This is a genomic window from Clostridium sp. (assembly GCF_040797585.1).
In the GTDB taxonomy this organism is placed as follows: domain Bacteria; phylum Bacillota; class Clostridia; order Clostridiales; family Clostridiaceae; genus Clostridium_Z.
In genome coordinates this window covers 1-15,723 of sequence record NZ_JBFNEO010000047.1, presented here as the reverse complement: position 1 = coordinate 15,723, position 15,723 = coordinate 1, and the positions used below count along the sequence as shown (strand labels likewise).

General features: G+C 29.2%; 13 protein-coding genes. 9 read left to right on the top strand and 4 right to left on the bottom strand.

From position 1 onward, the window contains the following. Positions 1-583 precede the first annotated feature (583 nt). Both AB2369_RS04975 and AB2369_RS04970 read left to right on the top strand, forming a co-directional pair. Positions 584-1,537 (top strand): N(4)-(beta-N-acetylglucosaminyl)-L-asparaginase, encoded by a 954-nt coding sequence (locus AB2369_RS04975; protein WP_367665378.1) that lies wholly within the window; start codon positions 584-586, stop codon positions 1,535-1,537. Positions 1,538-1,882: 345 nt separating this feature from the next. Continuing rightward, positions 1,883-2,836 carry a carbohydrate kinase family protein gene (locus AB2369_RS04970; protein ID WP_367665377.1) on the top strand — a complete coding sequence of 318 codons (954 nt, stop codon included), beginning with the start codon at positions 1,883-1,885 and terminating at the stop codon, positions 2,834-2,836. Positions 2,837-2,956: 120 nt separating this feature from the next. On the opposite strand, the gene AB2369_RS04965 is transcribed toward AB2369_RS04970, so the two are convergent. Continuing rightward, on the bottom strand, positions 2,957-3,502 hold the full coding sequence (locus AB2369_RS04965; protein WP_367665376.1) for a GNAT family N-acetyltransferase: 546 nt from the start codon (positions 3,500-3,502) through the stop codon (positions 2,957-2,959). Between the two features lie 576 nt (positions 3,503-4,078). Between AB2369_RS04965 and AB2369_RS04960 the strand changes: the two genes are divergently transcribed. Further along, the gene (locus tag AB2369_RS04960; RefSeq protein WP_367665375.1) at positions 4,079-5,776 is read left to right on the top strand and encodes a M3 family oligoendopeptidase; all 1,698 of its coding nucleotides are present in this window, start codon (positions 4,079-4,081) and stop codon (positions 5,774-5,776) included. A 163-nt stretch (positions 5,777-5,939) separates the two neighbouring features. On the opposite strand, the gene AB2369_RS04955 is transcribed toward AB2369_RS04960, so the two are convergent. Next, positions 5,940-6,131, bottom strand: a complete 192-nt coding sequence (locus AB2369_RS04955) for a DUF4177 domain-containing protein (RefSeq protein WP_367665374.1) — start codon at positions 6,129-6,131, stop codon at positions 5,940-5,942. 518 nt (positions 6,132-6,649) lie between these two features. Here AB2369_RS04955 and AB2369_RS04950 point away from each other — a divergent pair. The 6 genes from AB2369_RS04950 to AB2369_RS04925 all read left to right on the top strand — a co-directional run bounded on the left by AB2369_RS04950 (position 6,650) and on the right by AB2369_RS04925 (position 13,262). Then, the gene (locus AB2369_RS04950; RefSeq protein WP_367665373.1) at positions 6,650-7,594 is read left to right on the top strand and encodes an ABC transporter substrate-binding protein; all 945 of its coding nucleotides are present in this window, start codon (positions 6,650-6,652) and stop codon (positions 7,592-7,594) included. 152 nt (positions 7,595-7,746) lie between these two features. Next, positions 7,747-9,468, top strand: coding sequence for an ABC transporter ATP-binding protein (locus tag AB2369_RS04945; RefSeq protein WP_367665372.1), 1,722 nt, complete (start codon positions 7,747-7,749; stop codon positions 9,466-9,468). A gap of 123 nt (positions 9,469-9,591) precedes the next feature. Continuing rightward, a complete protein-coding gene (locus AB2369_RS04940) occupies positions 9,592-9,798 on the top strand; it encodes a hypothetical protein (protein ID WP_367665371.1) in 207 nt (68 codons plus the stop codon). A gap of 852 nt (positions 9,799-10,650) precedes the next feature. Then, the gene (locus AB2369_RS04935; protein ID WP_367665370.1) at positions 10,651-11,187 is read left to right on the top strand and encodes a sigma-70 family RNA polymerase sigma factor; all 537 of its coding nucleotides are present in this window, start codon (positions 10,651-10,653) and stop codon (positions 11,185-11,187) included. A gap of 12 nt (positions 11,188-11,199) precedes the next feature. Continuing rightward, positions 11,200-12,561 (top strand): DUF4179 domain-containing protein, encoded by a 1,362-nt coding sequence (locus AB2369_RS04930; RefSeq protein ID WP_367665369.1) that lies wholly within the window; start codon positions 11,200-11,202, stop codon positions 12,559-12,561. A gap of 200 nt (positions 12,562-12,761) precedes the next feature. Then, positions 12,762-13,262 (top strand): GNAT family N-acetyltransferase, encoded by a 501-nt coding sequence (locus AB2369_RS04925; RefSeq protein ID WP_367665368.1) that lies wholly within the window; start codon positions 12,762-12,764, stop codon positions 13,260-13,262. 293 nt (positions 13,263-13,555) lie between these two features. On the opposite strand, the gene AB2369_RS04920 is transcribed toward AB2369_RS04925, so the two are convergent. Together AB2369_RS04920 and AB2369_RS04915 are read right to left on the bottom strand one after the other, a co-directional pair. Further along, the gene (locus AB2369_RS04920; RefSeq protein WP_367665367.1) at positions 13,556-14,386 is read right to left on the bottom strand and encodes a PhzF family phenazine biosynthesis protein; all 831 of its coding nucleotides are present in this window, start codon (positions 14,384-14,386) and stop codon (positions 13,556-13,558) included. Between the two features lie 89 nt (positions 14,387-14,475). Then, positions 14,476-15,723, bottom strand: a 1,248-nt coding sequence (locus AB2369_RS04915; RefSeq protein ID WP_367665366.1) for an amidohydrolase family protein, incomplete at its 5' end; no start/stop codon positions are given.

The following is a 15,723-nucleotide window of genomic DNA, read 5'->3' as shown; positions in this document are numbered from 1 at the left end:
GATTATAGCCATAATAACTAGGGATATAAACAAGTGGAATCCTTTCAAGTACGATACCTCCTAAATATAATTAAAAATTTAATTATATATAAATAATCAAAATAAACTATATATAACAATTATAAAGGAAAAGTATGAAATTTAAAACATAAATATAAAGAAATTTATAAAAATATTAATATTTTTTTATAAAGAAGAATGTTTAAAAGAAAATTATTCAATATATTAATCATTAATATATTGAATAATAGAAGTTTATTATAAAAAACTATCTAAAATATATAAAAAAGAAGTTGATTTTTTATATAAGTAGTATGAAACAATGTATATTATGAGTAAATATACATTCATAAAATATTCATAAATGATAAATTTTATTAGTTAATACATATAGTTGTTTTATAATATTGGTGAAAAAGGTTAAGCGAAATAGAGAGAAAAATGTAAGTAATTGTTGAACGCAATAAGCTAAATTATGAGGTTAAACATGATAAAATTTAAGTATTAACAATAATATATGGCATAATATACATAAATTGTATTGAATGTGAGGAGAAATATTATAGTAATGGGGGATATTAGAATGAAGTGGGGAGTAATTGCAACTTGGAGAATGGCTATAGAAGGAATTGAGTTAGTTTCAGAAAAGTTTTCAGAAGGGATATCAGCAGGGGATGTAGCGGAGAGCATAGTTAAAGCTGTAGAGGATTATCCTTTGTATAAGTCTGTTGGGTATGGAGGATTACCTAATGAGAACTGTGAGGTAGAACTTGATGCAGCTTTCATGGATGGAAATAGTTTATCTATAGGAGCTGTAGCAGGAATAAAAGATTTTAAGAATCCGGTATCTATAGCTAGAAAACTAAGCAAGGAAAAATATAATTGCTTTTTAGTTGGACAAGGAGCAGAGGAATATGCTCATAGAAATGGATTTGAAAGAAAAAATATGTTAACAAAAAGAGCAATAAGGTTTTATAACAAGAGAAAAAGAGATATGGAAGATAAGGGATTAAATCCTTATGATGGACATGATACTGTAGGAGTTATAGCATTAGATTTAAATGGAGATATGGCAGCAGCTACATCTACCAGTGGGCTTTTTATGAAAAAGAAAGGGCGTGTTGGGGACTCACCAATTTCAGGGTCAGGATTTTATGTAGATAGTAACATAGGGGGAGCTACAGCTACAGGACTTGGAGAAGATTTAATGAAGGGATGTATATCTTATGAAATAGTAAGGCTCATGGGAGAGGGATATGATCCTCAAGAAGCTGCTGATAGAGCTGTTATGAAATTAAATCATGAGCTTATAAAAAGAAGAGGATACTCAGGTGATTTATCTGTTGTATGTATGAATAATAAAGGTCAATGGGGAGTAGCTACTAACATAAAAGAGTTTACATTTTCCGTAGCTACTTATAATGAGAAACCAACGGTATATGTTACAAAGAATATGGAGGGTAAAACCATATATGAGCCTGCCAGTGAGGAGTGGCTTCAAAATTACTTGAGTAAAATCCATAAAAAAATAGATTAAGGTAAAAGACCACTAAGATTTATAGTGGTCTTTTGTATTATAAAATTTAAAAGTTTAATTATATATGTTGGCTTAATGATAAGCCATTTTAACTAAGGATTTTAATAGTATTATTCATAAAGCAACTCTTTAATATTTGTAGATATTTAATTGTAATTCATATATAAATTACAAGGCATAAAATAAATTTAAATGTAAAAATTATTAATTGATATTTATGAAATATATGTAAGTCTAACCTACAAAATATATAAGGAAATATCACAAAATGCGACAAAATTACTTTAAAAAAGTTAAAAATATGTTAAAATAAAAGGGTTAATATTTCGGGAGGGCGGATATTTTATGAATAATCATAAGGAAGCATATGCCTTAGTACTAGGTGTATCCATAGTGGACATATTTGGTTTTTGTAAATCAACTTATAGTCAGTGTAATTCCACTCCAGGGTCTATAAAAATGTCTTTTGGTGGAGTGTGTAGAAACATTGCAGAGAATATGGCTAGAGTTGGAGTAAATACAAAGTTTATTTCTATATTAGGAAATGATGAGAAGGGCAGGAGTATGCTTGAGCATTCAAAGATTATGGGTTATAACATGGATGAGTCATTAATTCTTGAAGATGGGGCTACACCTACATATTTGGCTATATTAGATCATAAGGGAGAAATGGTATCAGCAGTAGTTGATATGGACAGTATAAACAGGCTTTCGCCAGAATTTATAGATTCCAAAGCTACAGTTATTGAAAATGCAGAATATACATTTTTAGATTCTGATAATCCAGTAATTTTAAGTTACATATTAAATAAATTTAAAGGAAAGACAAAGTTTGTTTTAGATCCTGTATCTGCATGTAAGGCAGAGAATATAAAGCATTTAATAGGTAATTTCCACACTATAAAGCCTAATAGATATGAGGCTGAGGTTTTGACAGGATTTCCTATTAAAAATGATGAGGATTTAAAAAAAGCTTCAGATTATTTCCATGGCCTTGGAGTGGAGAAAGTCTTTATAAGTTTAGATGAAGATGGAATATACTTTTCAGATGGTGAAAAGAGAGGAAAGTATAGAGCAAATGACGTATCTGTTATAAATGTTACAGGAGCAGGGGATGCCTTTGTTGCAGGGCTGGCTTATGGATATATTAATGGATTGAGTATAGAAGATACAGTGGTGTTTTCTATTGCTATGTCAACAATAACCATAGCTCATGAGGAGACAATAGATCCTAACATGAATTTAGACTTAGTTAATAAGACTATAAAAGAATTAAGTTGGACTAAAATAGATTATTAATACATAAATTAGGTTATCTATGAGGAGAAGAATACTGCCATAGATAACCTAAATTTTACTATATATTTATACCGCTTTAGATTAATTTCATAAACTTATGAGTTAAGTCTAAATATTATATTATAGTATGGATTTATATTCTGATTTTATCATTCCGTATAAATACATATCAAAGCGTTTACCATCCCTGTGAATATATTCTCTATAGGAGCCTTCCTTTTTAAAGCCTATATTTTCATAAAGTTTTATTGCAGATTTATTATATTCAAATACTGTAAGCTGTAGCTTATGAAGATTAAGTTCATTAAAAGAAAAGTCTAAGGCAAGGTTCAGTGCTTCAGTACCATATCCTTTGCCCCAATTTTTCGAGTCTCCTATGGCAATGGCTATCCATGAAGTACCATTATTGTAGTTTACTCCGTCAAGTTCTAGATATCCAAGAATTTCATTTGATAAGATATCTCTTATAGCTAGTCCTATAGAAGTAGGTGAGTTTTTAACTTCATCAAATATTTTAGAGATTTCTGAAGGACTTTTAGGTATGGAAGGTTCAGAAGAGTATAGTCTTAAAAATTTAGTATCCTCATACCAATGGGTAAAGGCATCTATATCTTCATCCTTTAAGTAAGTAAGTTTAATTTTAGTTCCTTTTAGTAACTCTCTCATATGTCACACCCCTTAAATATATTGAAGCTTAAAAAATACTTAATTCTTTCTAAGTCTAGAAAGTTTTTCAGTCTATCTATATACATATTTTACTATAAATACTGAATAATACTACTATAATATACAGAATTTTTGTAATTATCAAGAAGTATATATATTAATAAAAAAATTCTGTTCTATAACAGAATTTAATAAAAAACTAAGAATAGGATTTATACTTTTAAGTAAAAGCCTTACAATATATATAAAAGTATTAAGTAAGAATTATATCCTAAGTATAGTTAATATTAACATAAGAGTTCGTAATAAAATCAATAGTTATTATCATAAATATCTATAATCTAATAAGAATTAATTTTAATCATTGTAAAAGCATCCTTTAGGGAAAGATAATCTAAAGATATGATTAGGACATTAAACATATATAGGGTTTTTGATTCAAGACTTGTCTTATGCATTACTTAAAATTTAAAAATTAAAAGGATTTAGGTACATATATAAGTTAAGATTTAGGTTAAAATTCTATAATATAACAAAATCAAAACCTATTTAACCATAAGAAAGGGGGACAAGAAAATGAATTTAGATAATTTAAAGAACATTGTATTCAGTGAAGATGGAGCTAAGGAATTAGAAGAGTTTTTACAGTCCTTTATTGAGAGAGAGGTAACTAGTGTAGAGGATTTAAAACAATGGATATATGATTACGACAAGATAAATAGCTGCATTAGTGAAAGATTTTCAAGAAACTATGCAGACTTTAATTCTTATAACAATGATAAAGATATAAAGAAAAAATATGATTATGATAATGAGGTATTAATTCCCTTAGTTAACAAGTATGAGGATAAAATTAATAGGTTTGTAGTAGAAAATCCATTTAAGAAGGACTTGGATTCCTATTATACTTTAATGATCAAGAGAAAAGAGAACTCTATAGAAATATTTAGAGAAGAAAATATTCCTCTAAAAGTAGAAGAAAATAAATACGCCACTAAATATTATGAGATAACAGGTGCAATGACAGTAGAGTTTAAAGGAGAAGAAAAAACCCTTCAACAGATGTCACCTTATATGGAAAGCGAAGATAGAGATGTTAGACGTGAAGCTTTTGAACTTGTGAATAGAAGAAGACTTCAGAATAAAGAAGAATTAGATGATATAATGGATAACCTTATAAAAATAAGACATAAGATAGCCTTAAATGCTGGATTCTCTAACTATAGAGACTATATGTTTAAAGCTATGGAGAGGTTTGACTATACTCCAGAGGATTGTTTTAATTTTCATGAAGCAGTTAAAAAATATGTAGTGCCATTAAAAGAGGAAATTGAAAAGGAGCATAAGAAGAGATTAGGAGTAGAAAATTATAAACCTTATGATGTATCAGGAACTCCTAAGGGAGAAAAGCCTTTAAGACCTTTTGAGACTATAGAGGAACTTATAGATGGAGTTACTAGAATGTTTAGAAGAACTGATCCTTACTTTGAAGATGTTATGAATCTTATGAAAGAGAATAAGACTCTAGACCTTGAAAGTAGAAAGAACAAGTCTCCGGGAGGTTTCTGTGACTTCTTTAGGTTATCAGAGGTACCATTTATATTTATGAGTACTTCTAACACTCAAGATGATATGGCAACCCTTTGTCACGAAGGAGGTCACTCTGTTCATGCTATGTTATGTAAAGATATAAATGTTAAGGAGTATAAAGATACTCCAAGTGAAATAGCAGAACTTGCTAGTATGTCCATGGAACTTATAACTATGGATAAGTGGGAAGAATTTTATAAAAACAAGAAAGATTTAAATAGAGCTAAGAGAGAGCACTTAGAAGGAATAATAACATTTCTTCCATGGGCTATGGTGGTGGATAAATTTCAACATTATTTATACACAAATCCTAATGCATCTAAGGAAGAAAGAAATAAATCCTTTAACTCTATAGCTAAGGAGTTTACTGCTACTTATGTAGATTGGGATGGATATGAAGAGGAGCTTCTTCATATGTGGAAAAGACAACTTCATATATTTGAAGTTCCTTTCTACTATATTGAATATGCTATAGCACAGCTTGGATCTCTTCAAGTATATAGAAATTACGTAAATAACAAAGAAGAAGCAATAAAAAATTATAAAAAAGCATTAACACTAGGTTCATCCAAAGGACTTAAGGAGCTTTATGATGAAGCATCAATAAGCTTTGACTTTAGTGAAAACACAATAAAGGAACTTATGGAATTTATAAAATCAGAGTTAAACAAAGTAAATTCTTAATATAGACTTTAATAATATATAGATAAACCACATGATAATCGAAACTAAATCATCAGCTAAGATTGTTTAATGAGTCTTTAAAGATTTAGTTTCAGATGGTTTATCTATAGTATAAAACCCTCCTAAAGCTATGAGCCTTAGGAGGGAATAAAGTTTATTTAAGTTATTCAGAAATCTTTTTTTCAAATATAAGCTCAAAATAACTGGAAGAGCCGTAAGCACCTACAGAAGGGGAGAAGATTTGAAGAAGTCTAAAGCCGTCTTTTGCATGGGTTTCTATTATTTTATGGTAATCTTCCTCAGGTTTTAATGTGAAAGATTTTAAATCGATTCTAACAAATTTATACTGATACAACTTATACCTCCTAGAGTGTTATTAGTTTCTTTATATACTATGCTAGAAAACAGAAGTTAATTAATGAAATTATATTATTAATACTTGGTTGAAATAATATAACGTAACTATAATTAAAAGGAATTATAACTAATTCTGTAGATGTATCTTATCTAAATTTAACCTTTTAATATGCTGTAATCATTGGATATAAAATTTTATTTAAGGTGCCATGTATTATATCTGAATTTTATATGCTATAAATCATTGGAGTATGTGGTTTAGTTTAAGGAATGATGCGCTTTATCTATAGATAAATTAGAAATAATAAATAAATTTTATATACAATGAAGAAGAATTTATAGCATAAATAGATTTTTATAAATTCTTAATAGGTTTTTATAAAAAATCATAGTCCATAAGAATTAAGCCCTAGGATATGTTGACAACAAATCTATAAGCCTATAGAATAGGGTTTGTTGAAAATGATTATCATTAAGATTTAATCTTAGGTATCTTAATTTATATGGAGGTATATTATGAAACTAAAGAAGGTATTAACTCTTGTATGTACTGCAGTTATAGGATTATCTCTTATGGCTTGTGGAGCTAAGGGAGAGGATAAGGCTAAGGATAGTAAGGAGACAATTACAGTATCTCACCTACAAGGAGAGACAGAGATTCCTAAAAATCCTAAGCGTATAGCTGATGTTTCAGGAGCAGCAGAAGAGCTTTTAATCCTAGGATATAAGCCTGTAGTTACAGCTAACACTTTTAATAAAGAGATCCCATCTCATCTAAAAGAGAAGTTAGAAGGAGTACCAGCAGTAGGAAATGCTTGGGGAGATGCTATTGATATAGAGAAGGTAGCAGAATCTAACCCAGATTTAATAATCTTAAACAATAGACAAGTTAAAATATATGATCAGCTATCAAAAATAGCTCCAACTATCGTATTAAAAGAAGATATGGATGCTTGGAGACCTAAGTTTAAGGAATTAGGTGCAGCTTTAGGTAAGGAAAAAGAAGTAGATAACTGGCTTAATGCTTATGATATTAAGGCTAAGGATTTACAAAAGAAAGTTGCTGAGAAGACAAAGGATAGTAAGTTCATGTTCCTTGGAGTAACAACTAAGGCTTATAGAATATACGGAAGTTATGGATATGCAGACATACTATTCAATGATTTAAAGGTTCCTTATGTAGAGGGGACACCAATAGATAAGGCTTTAGAGCAAATGAATATGGAAGCGATACTTAAGTATAATCCAGATGCAGTATTTACAGTAAGCTTTGGTGGAACAGCAGATAAGATGATGGAAGATTTAAAATCAAATTCTTTATGGAAAAATAGTAAGGCTGTTCAAAATAACAAGGTGTTTGAGGTAGACTATGAAGAATTCTCTTCAATGGCCTTTGGACCTCTAGGAAAAGATATATTAATTGAGCAAATAGCTGATGAAATAATTAAGAGCTTTTCTTAAAAGATTTCAAATTTAAACTAGAATAGGTTTAACTCTGAGGGGATATTATGCCCTCAGAGTTTTATGCATTTATATTATAGGCGAAAAAATTAGTTGCAGAAGATATATTTAGAGTGTGTAATTAATGTCTATAAAGTTTTAGGAGGAATTATATGATCAAAACATTTGCAAAATATTATAAACCATATAAAAAGCTGTTTGCATTAGATCTTATAGCAGCATTTCTTGTCTCAGCTTGTGATTTAATATATCCAATGATGACGAGAGTTATAATTGATGATGTACAGGGAAGAAATCTTAGAACACTTTATGTGTTTGGAGGAACCCTTATTGTAATATATATAATAAAGGCAGGACTTAACTATTTTCTTCAATATTGGGGACACGTTGTAGGAGTTAGAATGCAGGCTGATATGAGACGTGACTTGTTTAAGCATCTTCAAGTACTTCCTAATAAGTATTTTGATAACAATAAGACAGGGGTCATAATGTCAAAGATAATAAATGATCTTATGGAAGTTTCAGAGCTTGCTCACCATGGACCAGAGGACTTATTTATATCATTAGTAATGCTTATTGGTTCATTTATAATACTATGCACAATTAATGTGCCGCTTACTATAATTGTATTTGCTTTCATACCATTTTTACTTTGGTTTGCTTCTGTAAAAAGACTAAAAATGAAAAAAGCATTTATGGAAACTAGAGTAAAAACCGGAGAGGTTAATGCCGCTTTAGAAAACAGTATATCTGGAGTTAGAGTAACTAAGGCATTTACTAATAATGACCATGAGCTTGAGAAGTTCCATAAGCATAACAACTTGTTTAGAGAAGCAAGAGAATATGCTTACAGGGCAATGGCAGAGTTCTCCTCAGGAATGGGGTTCTTTATGGACATACTAGATTTAGTTGTTTTAGTTGCAGCAGGATACTTTGTTTATGAAGGACATATAACCCTTGGAGATTTTACAGCTTATCTTTTATATATAAGAATGTTCCTTCAGCCTGTTAAGAGGCTTATAAGCTTTACTGAGCAGTATCAATCTGGTATGACAGGATTCCAAAGGTTTATGGAGATAATGAATGAAAAACCAGAAGATGAAAAGGACAATGCAGTAGAACTTAAGAATGTTAGAGGGGAAATAGATATAAAGAATGTTTCCTTTGGATATGATAACAAGGAGCATATATTAAATGGATTAGATCTTCATGTTAAAGAAGGTAAGATGGTAGCTCTAGTTGGACCTTCAGGGGGAGGTAAGACCACACTATGTAATCTTCTTCCAAGGTTCTATGAGATAGATAAGGGAGATATATTAATAGATGGACAAAGCATATATGATGCAACCTTAGAGTCTCTAAGAAAAAATATAGGTATAGTTCAACAGGATGTGTTCTTATTTACAGGAACTATAAGAGATAATATACTTTATGGAAATCCAGATGCTACTGATGAAGAGATAGAAGAAGCAGCAAAGAGTGCCAGTATTCATGACTTTATAATGAATCTAGAAGAAGGATATGATACCTATATAGGTGAAAGAGGAGTTAAGCTTTCAGGAGGACAGAAACAAAGAATATCTATTGCTAGAGTATTCTTAAAGAACCCTCCAATTCTTATACTAGATGAGGCAACTTCAGCTCTTGATAATGCTACAGAATACTTAATACAAAAATCTCTTGAGAAGCTATGTACAGGAAGAACTACTCTAGTTGTTGCTCATAGGTTATCTACTATAAAGAATGCTGATGAGATAATAGTGTTAACTGACAATGGAGTAGAAGAGAGAGGAAGCCATAAGAAGCTTCTAAGTATAGGTGGAATATATAGTGAATTATACAATTCACAATTTAAGGACAAGGAAGCCTCTTAAAAATTGTGATTATGGATAAATAAAGTAAATAATAATAGAGAAACCTTCTTATACTGTATTTAAAGAATAGAATTAGCTATATTTGCTAAAACTATGATCAAATAGTATAAGGAGGTTTTTTATATGAGAATAAATAAAAAATCTATGTTGATGATTATTATTATGTGCTTAATGGTGATTTTAGCTAATAGCCTATATGCTAAAGCTTATATTTATGATGGGGAGAACAATATAGTAAAGGCAGAAGACCTTATAAAGATATATATGGAAAATGATAAAAGTGCAGATAAGATATTTAAAGATAAGAGTGTAGAGGTTACGGGAAGTTGAGAGTATTGATAAAGCCTTTTATTCTTCAGTAATAAATATAAAAGATGGTAATGGATCCATAGTATTTAAGCTTAATGATACTAGAGGATTATCTTCAGTAAAGGTTGGAGATACCGTGAAAATAAAGGGATTCTGTGCAGGTAAATTCGGAAATAAGATTTATATAAATGAATCTTCTATACAATAACAACTTAAATACAAGATAAATAAGTGAATTTCATTAATTTATAATTGGACCTAGTTAAAGTAATTTAAGTGGTATCATTTATAGCTCATTTAAAGATTAAATTTGTATATGGTATAGATAAAAAACTACTTTAGAATTCAATCTTTGAATAAGACTTAAACAATGGTAGCTGGTGATTTAGTTTTAATTATCATATGGGTTATTTATATATTTATATTTGATATTTGCAGTATATCAATTATAGATAAAATTTTAAATATTAATTACAAAGATCCTTAGAGTGATTAGCTTACTCTAAGGATCTTTTTATATCTATAATAAGAAGTAGATTTTCATAATGGAACTTCACCTTAATATGATAAATCCTTGATAAAATTTATAAAGCATTATATAAAAATTTAGAAGATATTATCATAAAATAAAAAAGTTATAAAAAATTGAGAAGAAAATAGGGTATAGAACTATCTAATATATGAAATCTTAGCTAAGATTAGTAATTATATAAAAAATAACTAGACTAATATGTAATATGTATTTTAAGTAGATTAGGGATGTAAATTCTAAGGATATTTAGAATGTAGGATTAGTACTAGAAGGAAAGACAATCATATTTATTGATTAAGTCTTAAGGAGCAAGTAATAAGCAAGGGTGGAGGGGTAATGAATTGGAGATTACATCACGATTTAAAGAGGATAAAGTTAATAGATGCTTAGATGTAAAATTGGCTAAAAAGGGAGATAAGAAAGCTTTTGAGAGACTTATAGATAATAATGTTACATCTATGTACAGAGTGGCTACTTCAATACTTAAGCATAAGGAAGACGTAGAAGATGCCTTTCAAAATACAATTATAAAGGCTTTTGAGAGTATAGGCAGCTTAAAGAAGGATGATTTCTTTAAGACTTGGCTTATAAGAATACTAATAAACGAATGTAATAAGATACTTAAAATTAAAAAAAGAGTAGTTCCTATAGAAGAAATAGTGAATGAAGATGAAAAGAATAGTTTTAATATAAGTAATATGGATATATATAATGCGGTTAATTCCTTAGAGGATGATTTAAGAGTAGTTACGGTACTTTTTTATTATGAGGATTTAAAGCAAAAGGATATTGCAAAAGTATTAGATATAAAAGAAGGTACAGTGGCATCTAGGCTTTCAAGGGCAAGAAATAAGCTCTATAATATTTTAAAAGATTAGGAGGGGGATTTCATGGATAAAGAAAAAATAATAGATGATATATTAAGAGATAAGATTATGGAAGAGGAAATAGAAGTTCCAGAAGAGATTAAAGCTATAATTAAAGATACTATAGATAATTTACCTAAGAAAAGTAATAAGAAAAAGATAATAAAAAGATCTATTGTCTCAGCAGCAACGGTGGTCATTGGCCTTAGTATATTTAGTGCAAAATTTCCTGCTATAGCTAAAAATATACCTATAGTTAATTCAGTGTTTTCTTTTTTAATAGATAAAGCTACGCTTCATAGTAGTTATTATGGTTATTCTGATGAGCTTAAATTATCAGAGGCTAATAATGGAGTTGTGGTGAATATTGATAGTGTGGTTTATGATTCTATAGAAATAGCTATAGGATATACAGTTAAAAGTAATAAAAAGATAGAAGGTCCAAACTATTTTAGTGGTACTTTTAAAATTAATGGAGAGGAAATAGGTTTTGGAGGAAGTAATACAGGAAAGTTTTTAGATGATTATACCTATGTTGGAGTAAAGAAGATAGGTATAAGTAAGGATTATTTTCCAGAGAGTATTAGAAATAGTATACTAGGAGGAAGTATTAAAATTCCTGATAAATTTGATATGGATATAAATCTTAAAGAAATTTTTAAGGGGATGGAGGGAGAGTGGAACTTTAACTTCAATGTATCTAATGAAAAGGTTAAAGATAAGGTTAAAAGTATGCCTTTAAATATAGACCTTTCTAACATAGAGAAAAATAACAAAGTAAACGGATTATTAATAACCCCATTAAATACGGCTATTAGAACTTCTATGGATAATAGGGAGAATAATTATCATAGAATTAAATATATGATAATAGATGATAGGGGAAGATATTTAAGAACTAAGGGATCGTCAGGCGCTGGGGATATGGAGAATTTTTACTTAGAAGATAGATTTACTCCTGTTTATGATGATACTAAGACTCTAACTTTTATACCCTATATTGAGAAGGAGATAAAGGAAGGAGAAGTAAAATACGAATATGAGAACTTAAATCTTAAGGATAAAACCTATATAAGTTTAGGGAAGAGTGGAAATGTCATAATAGATTCAATAGAATTTTTAGATGATAGTACCATAATAAAATATAGATTAGAGGGATTGATGGAAGTAAAAGACAGAAGGAATATAACATTAGTAAATGATAATGGAGAAGAATATGATATCAACTTTGAAAACTCAAGTAGAGATGAAAAAAGTGGAGAGATAATAGGGAAGCTACCTAAGTTAAATAAAAATCATTCCTATAGGATTAAGTTTATAAATCCGGAAGGAAAATTAGAGATTAAGTTAATGGAGGATAGTTTATTTACAGTGGATCTTAAATAATTCTTAGATGAAGATATATAATTAGAACATTATTTTCAAATAATTCTTTAAATTAAAAGAATATCATAGTATAATGTAGAAATATATTTTTAGTCTAAAGGTTAAATAATAAGAGCATCTAATTATAAGAGAACAAAATCTTATAATTAGATGCTCTTGAAAATTACGTAGTATATAAGTAGAAATAGGGGGAGAAGGTTATGAATATAGAACTTAGAGAATTAAGTCTAAAGGATGGAGAAGAGGTATTCAATATGCTTAAGGAGATGCCAGCTGTTAGCAATGGTTTCTATAATACGGGCTATGGAATATCTAGGGATGAGTTTTCCTCATATCTTACGGAGAACTATAATTGTAGTAAGGGAATAGGTCTTAAAGAAGGATATGTACCTCAAACCATGTATTGGTTATATATAGATGGAGAAATAGTAGGTATGGGTAAGTTAAGACATTATTTAACTGATGCTCTAAGAAAAGAAGGAGGCCATATAGGTTATGGATTACTTCCTAAGGAGATAGGAAAAGGCTATGGGAATATAATTCTTAGGGAGCTTTTAAAAGAAGCTAAAAAAATAGGGATAAAGGAAGCTCTACTAACATGCAATACTGATAATATTCCTTCCAAGAAAGTTATAGAAAGGAATGGAGGAACGCTTCAAGATACATTTGAGGATCACTATAGATACTGGATAGAGTTATAATATGATTAAACACTATGGAATCTATTGATTTAATAGGATTACATAGTGTTTTTTATGAAGGTTTAGTAATCTATAAATAATATTATTTTATTATAGATAAACCACAAGATATTCAAACTAAACAACCAACTAACACTATTTAAGTCATATTCAAAGATTTAGTTTTAAGATTATATATAATAAATTTTCATGGATCTAATATATGGACAAAGATCATAATAAAGCAAGGTTTTATCTAAGAATCTCTATATTATCTAATAGATCTTAGGAATTATTTATATAAAATATAAATGCTAAATATATATTTCACCCTTCATCACTATAATAGAGTTACCTGTTATGCGAGCCCTATCTCCAGTGATTTCTAAATTCATTTCACCACTACGCTGAGAGGCCTGATAAGCTATAAGCTCTCTTTTATTAAGAATTTTTCCAAAGTAGCTAGCCAGTAGGGTATGAACTGAACCAGTAACAGGATCTTCATTTATTCCCATCCATGGATTAAAGTAACGAGATATAAAGTCATATTTATCATTCCCTATAGCGGTAACTCCAAGACCTTTTACATTAAAATCAAAGGATAAATTTTTTAGTTTTTCATAGTCAGGATTAAGTGATAACACATCTTCTATAGACTTAAGCCTAAGAACTAATTTATTAGTTTTTTCTCCAAGGATACAATGTTCAAATGAGGAGATACCTAAAGCATCAAGTAAGTCTTTATTCGGAATAACCTCCTTAGGATTATCTAGAGGAAAGTCTAGAGTTATTCCTAGGGAAGATTTTTTACATATAAGATCTCCACTTAGAGTTTGAAATGTTAATTCCTCATTAGGGTTTTTATAGTTAGAAAATATGACTTCACAAGTAGCTAAAGTTCCATGACCACATAGAGGAACTTCTACTTTTGGAGTAAACCATCTTAAAGAAAAAGTATTTGCTTCTTTAATAGAAGAAGCATCAATAGGTTTAACAAAGGCAGTTTCTGATAAATTCATTTCTTCAGCTATGGATAAAAGATACTTATCTTCTAAGTTTTCAGTTAATATACACACTGCAGCGGGATTACCTTTAAATCTTTCTTTAGTAAATGCATCCACTTGAAATATATCTAGTGTTTTCATAGTTATAATATCCTTTCCTATAATCAATATATAGATTTTAATTAAGTATAAATATTTATATAACTTATAGTCAATATCTTATTTTAAAATTACTCCTTAGATATTTTATCTAAAATTTCTATATAGTCTTTGTTTAAAGTATCTTCATTTATAAGAAGGGACTTTCCATCTTTAATTATCCAATTACCATCAGTCATTACATGAATAATCATAGAGGAATCTCCTTCCATTAAAATATTATGAAGGATGTTTGAGAAGTTATCCTCATTTATCATAGGATATAGCCTAGGGTCCTTCTTGTTTAAGAATACTAAATCAGCTTTATAACCATTATCTATAATACCTAAATTGTCATGTACATTAAAAGCTTTAGCTCCATTTATAGTTGCCATTCTCATAATATCCTTAGAAGAAAATTTATTTATAGGAGAGTTAGGTTTTAATAGTAGATAAGATATTCTCATAACTTGCCATATATCAGTAAAGGAGAAATCAGTTCCTAAGGCAATATTTATATTGTTATTTAGTAAGGTTTTAATATCAGCAGCGCCAGAACCAGACTTCAGGGCCGTTACTGGACAGGTCACTACAGAAGCACCAGTTTCTTTAAGAATATCTATATCATTTTCTTTAGTATGAACACAGTGAAATAAGACTGTTTTATTATCAAGAAGATTGTTTTCATAGAATAATTCAATGGTAGATTTTCCAGAAGAATTAGAAATTATGTCGCGTTTTGATGTAGTTTTTAAGCAGTGAGTACAGAAGGGTGGATTTAAAGAATTTTTTATTTTTTTAGCTGTCTCTAAAGTTTCTTCATTTATTTTATCTTCCTCTGGAAGATGAGCTAAATATTTAATTTTATCATCATTATTAGCAATATGAGTATCATATTCATCAAAAACATCTATTCTAGATTTTAGACCTAGACTCTTTGCTATATCATGAAGAATTGATAGATTTCTAGATGAAAATGGTGAGTCTTGTATAAAGGTAACTCCTCTTTTCATAAGCTCTAAGTATCCTTTAATGCATAAGATTTTGTAATCGATTTCTGAAAGATCATAATTTAAGGCATGAAAAAATTTACTGTGAAGATCTCCAGCATAACTATTATTTCTCCAGTCTTCAATTGTCATATCCTTAAAGAGACCTCTTAATATATTAGAACCACTATGATAGTGGGAGTTAAAAAGGCCAGGAATAACTATAAAGTCTTCGCAGTTAATAATATCTTCACAGTAGCTATCAACGTCTCCATCAACTATTTTTAAGGAGCTATGTTTAATGAAGATATTTCCGGTTTTGAATTCCATATCTTTATTAAGGTAGGTAAC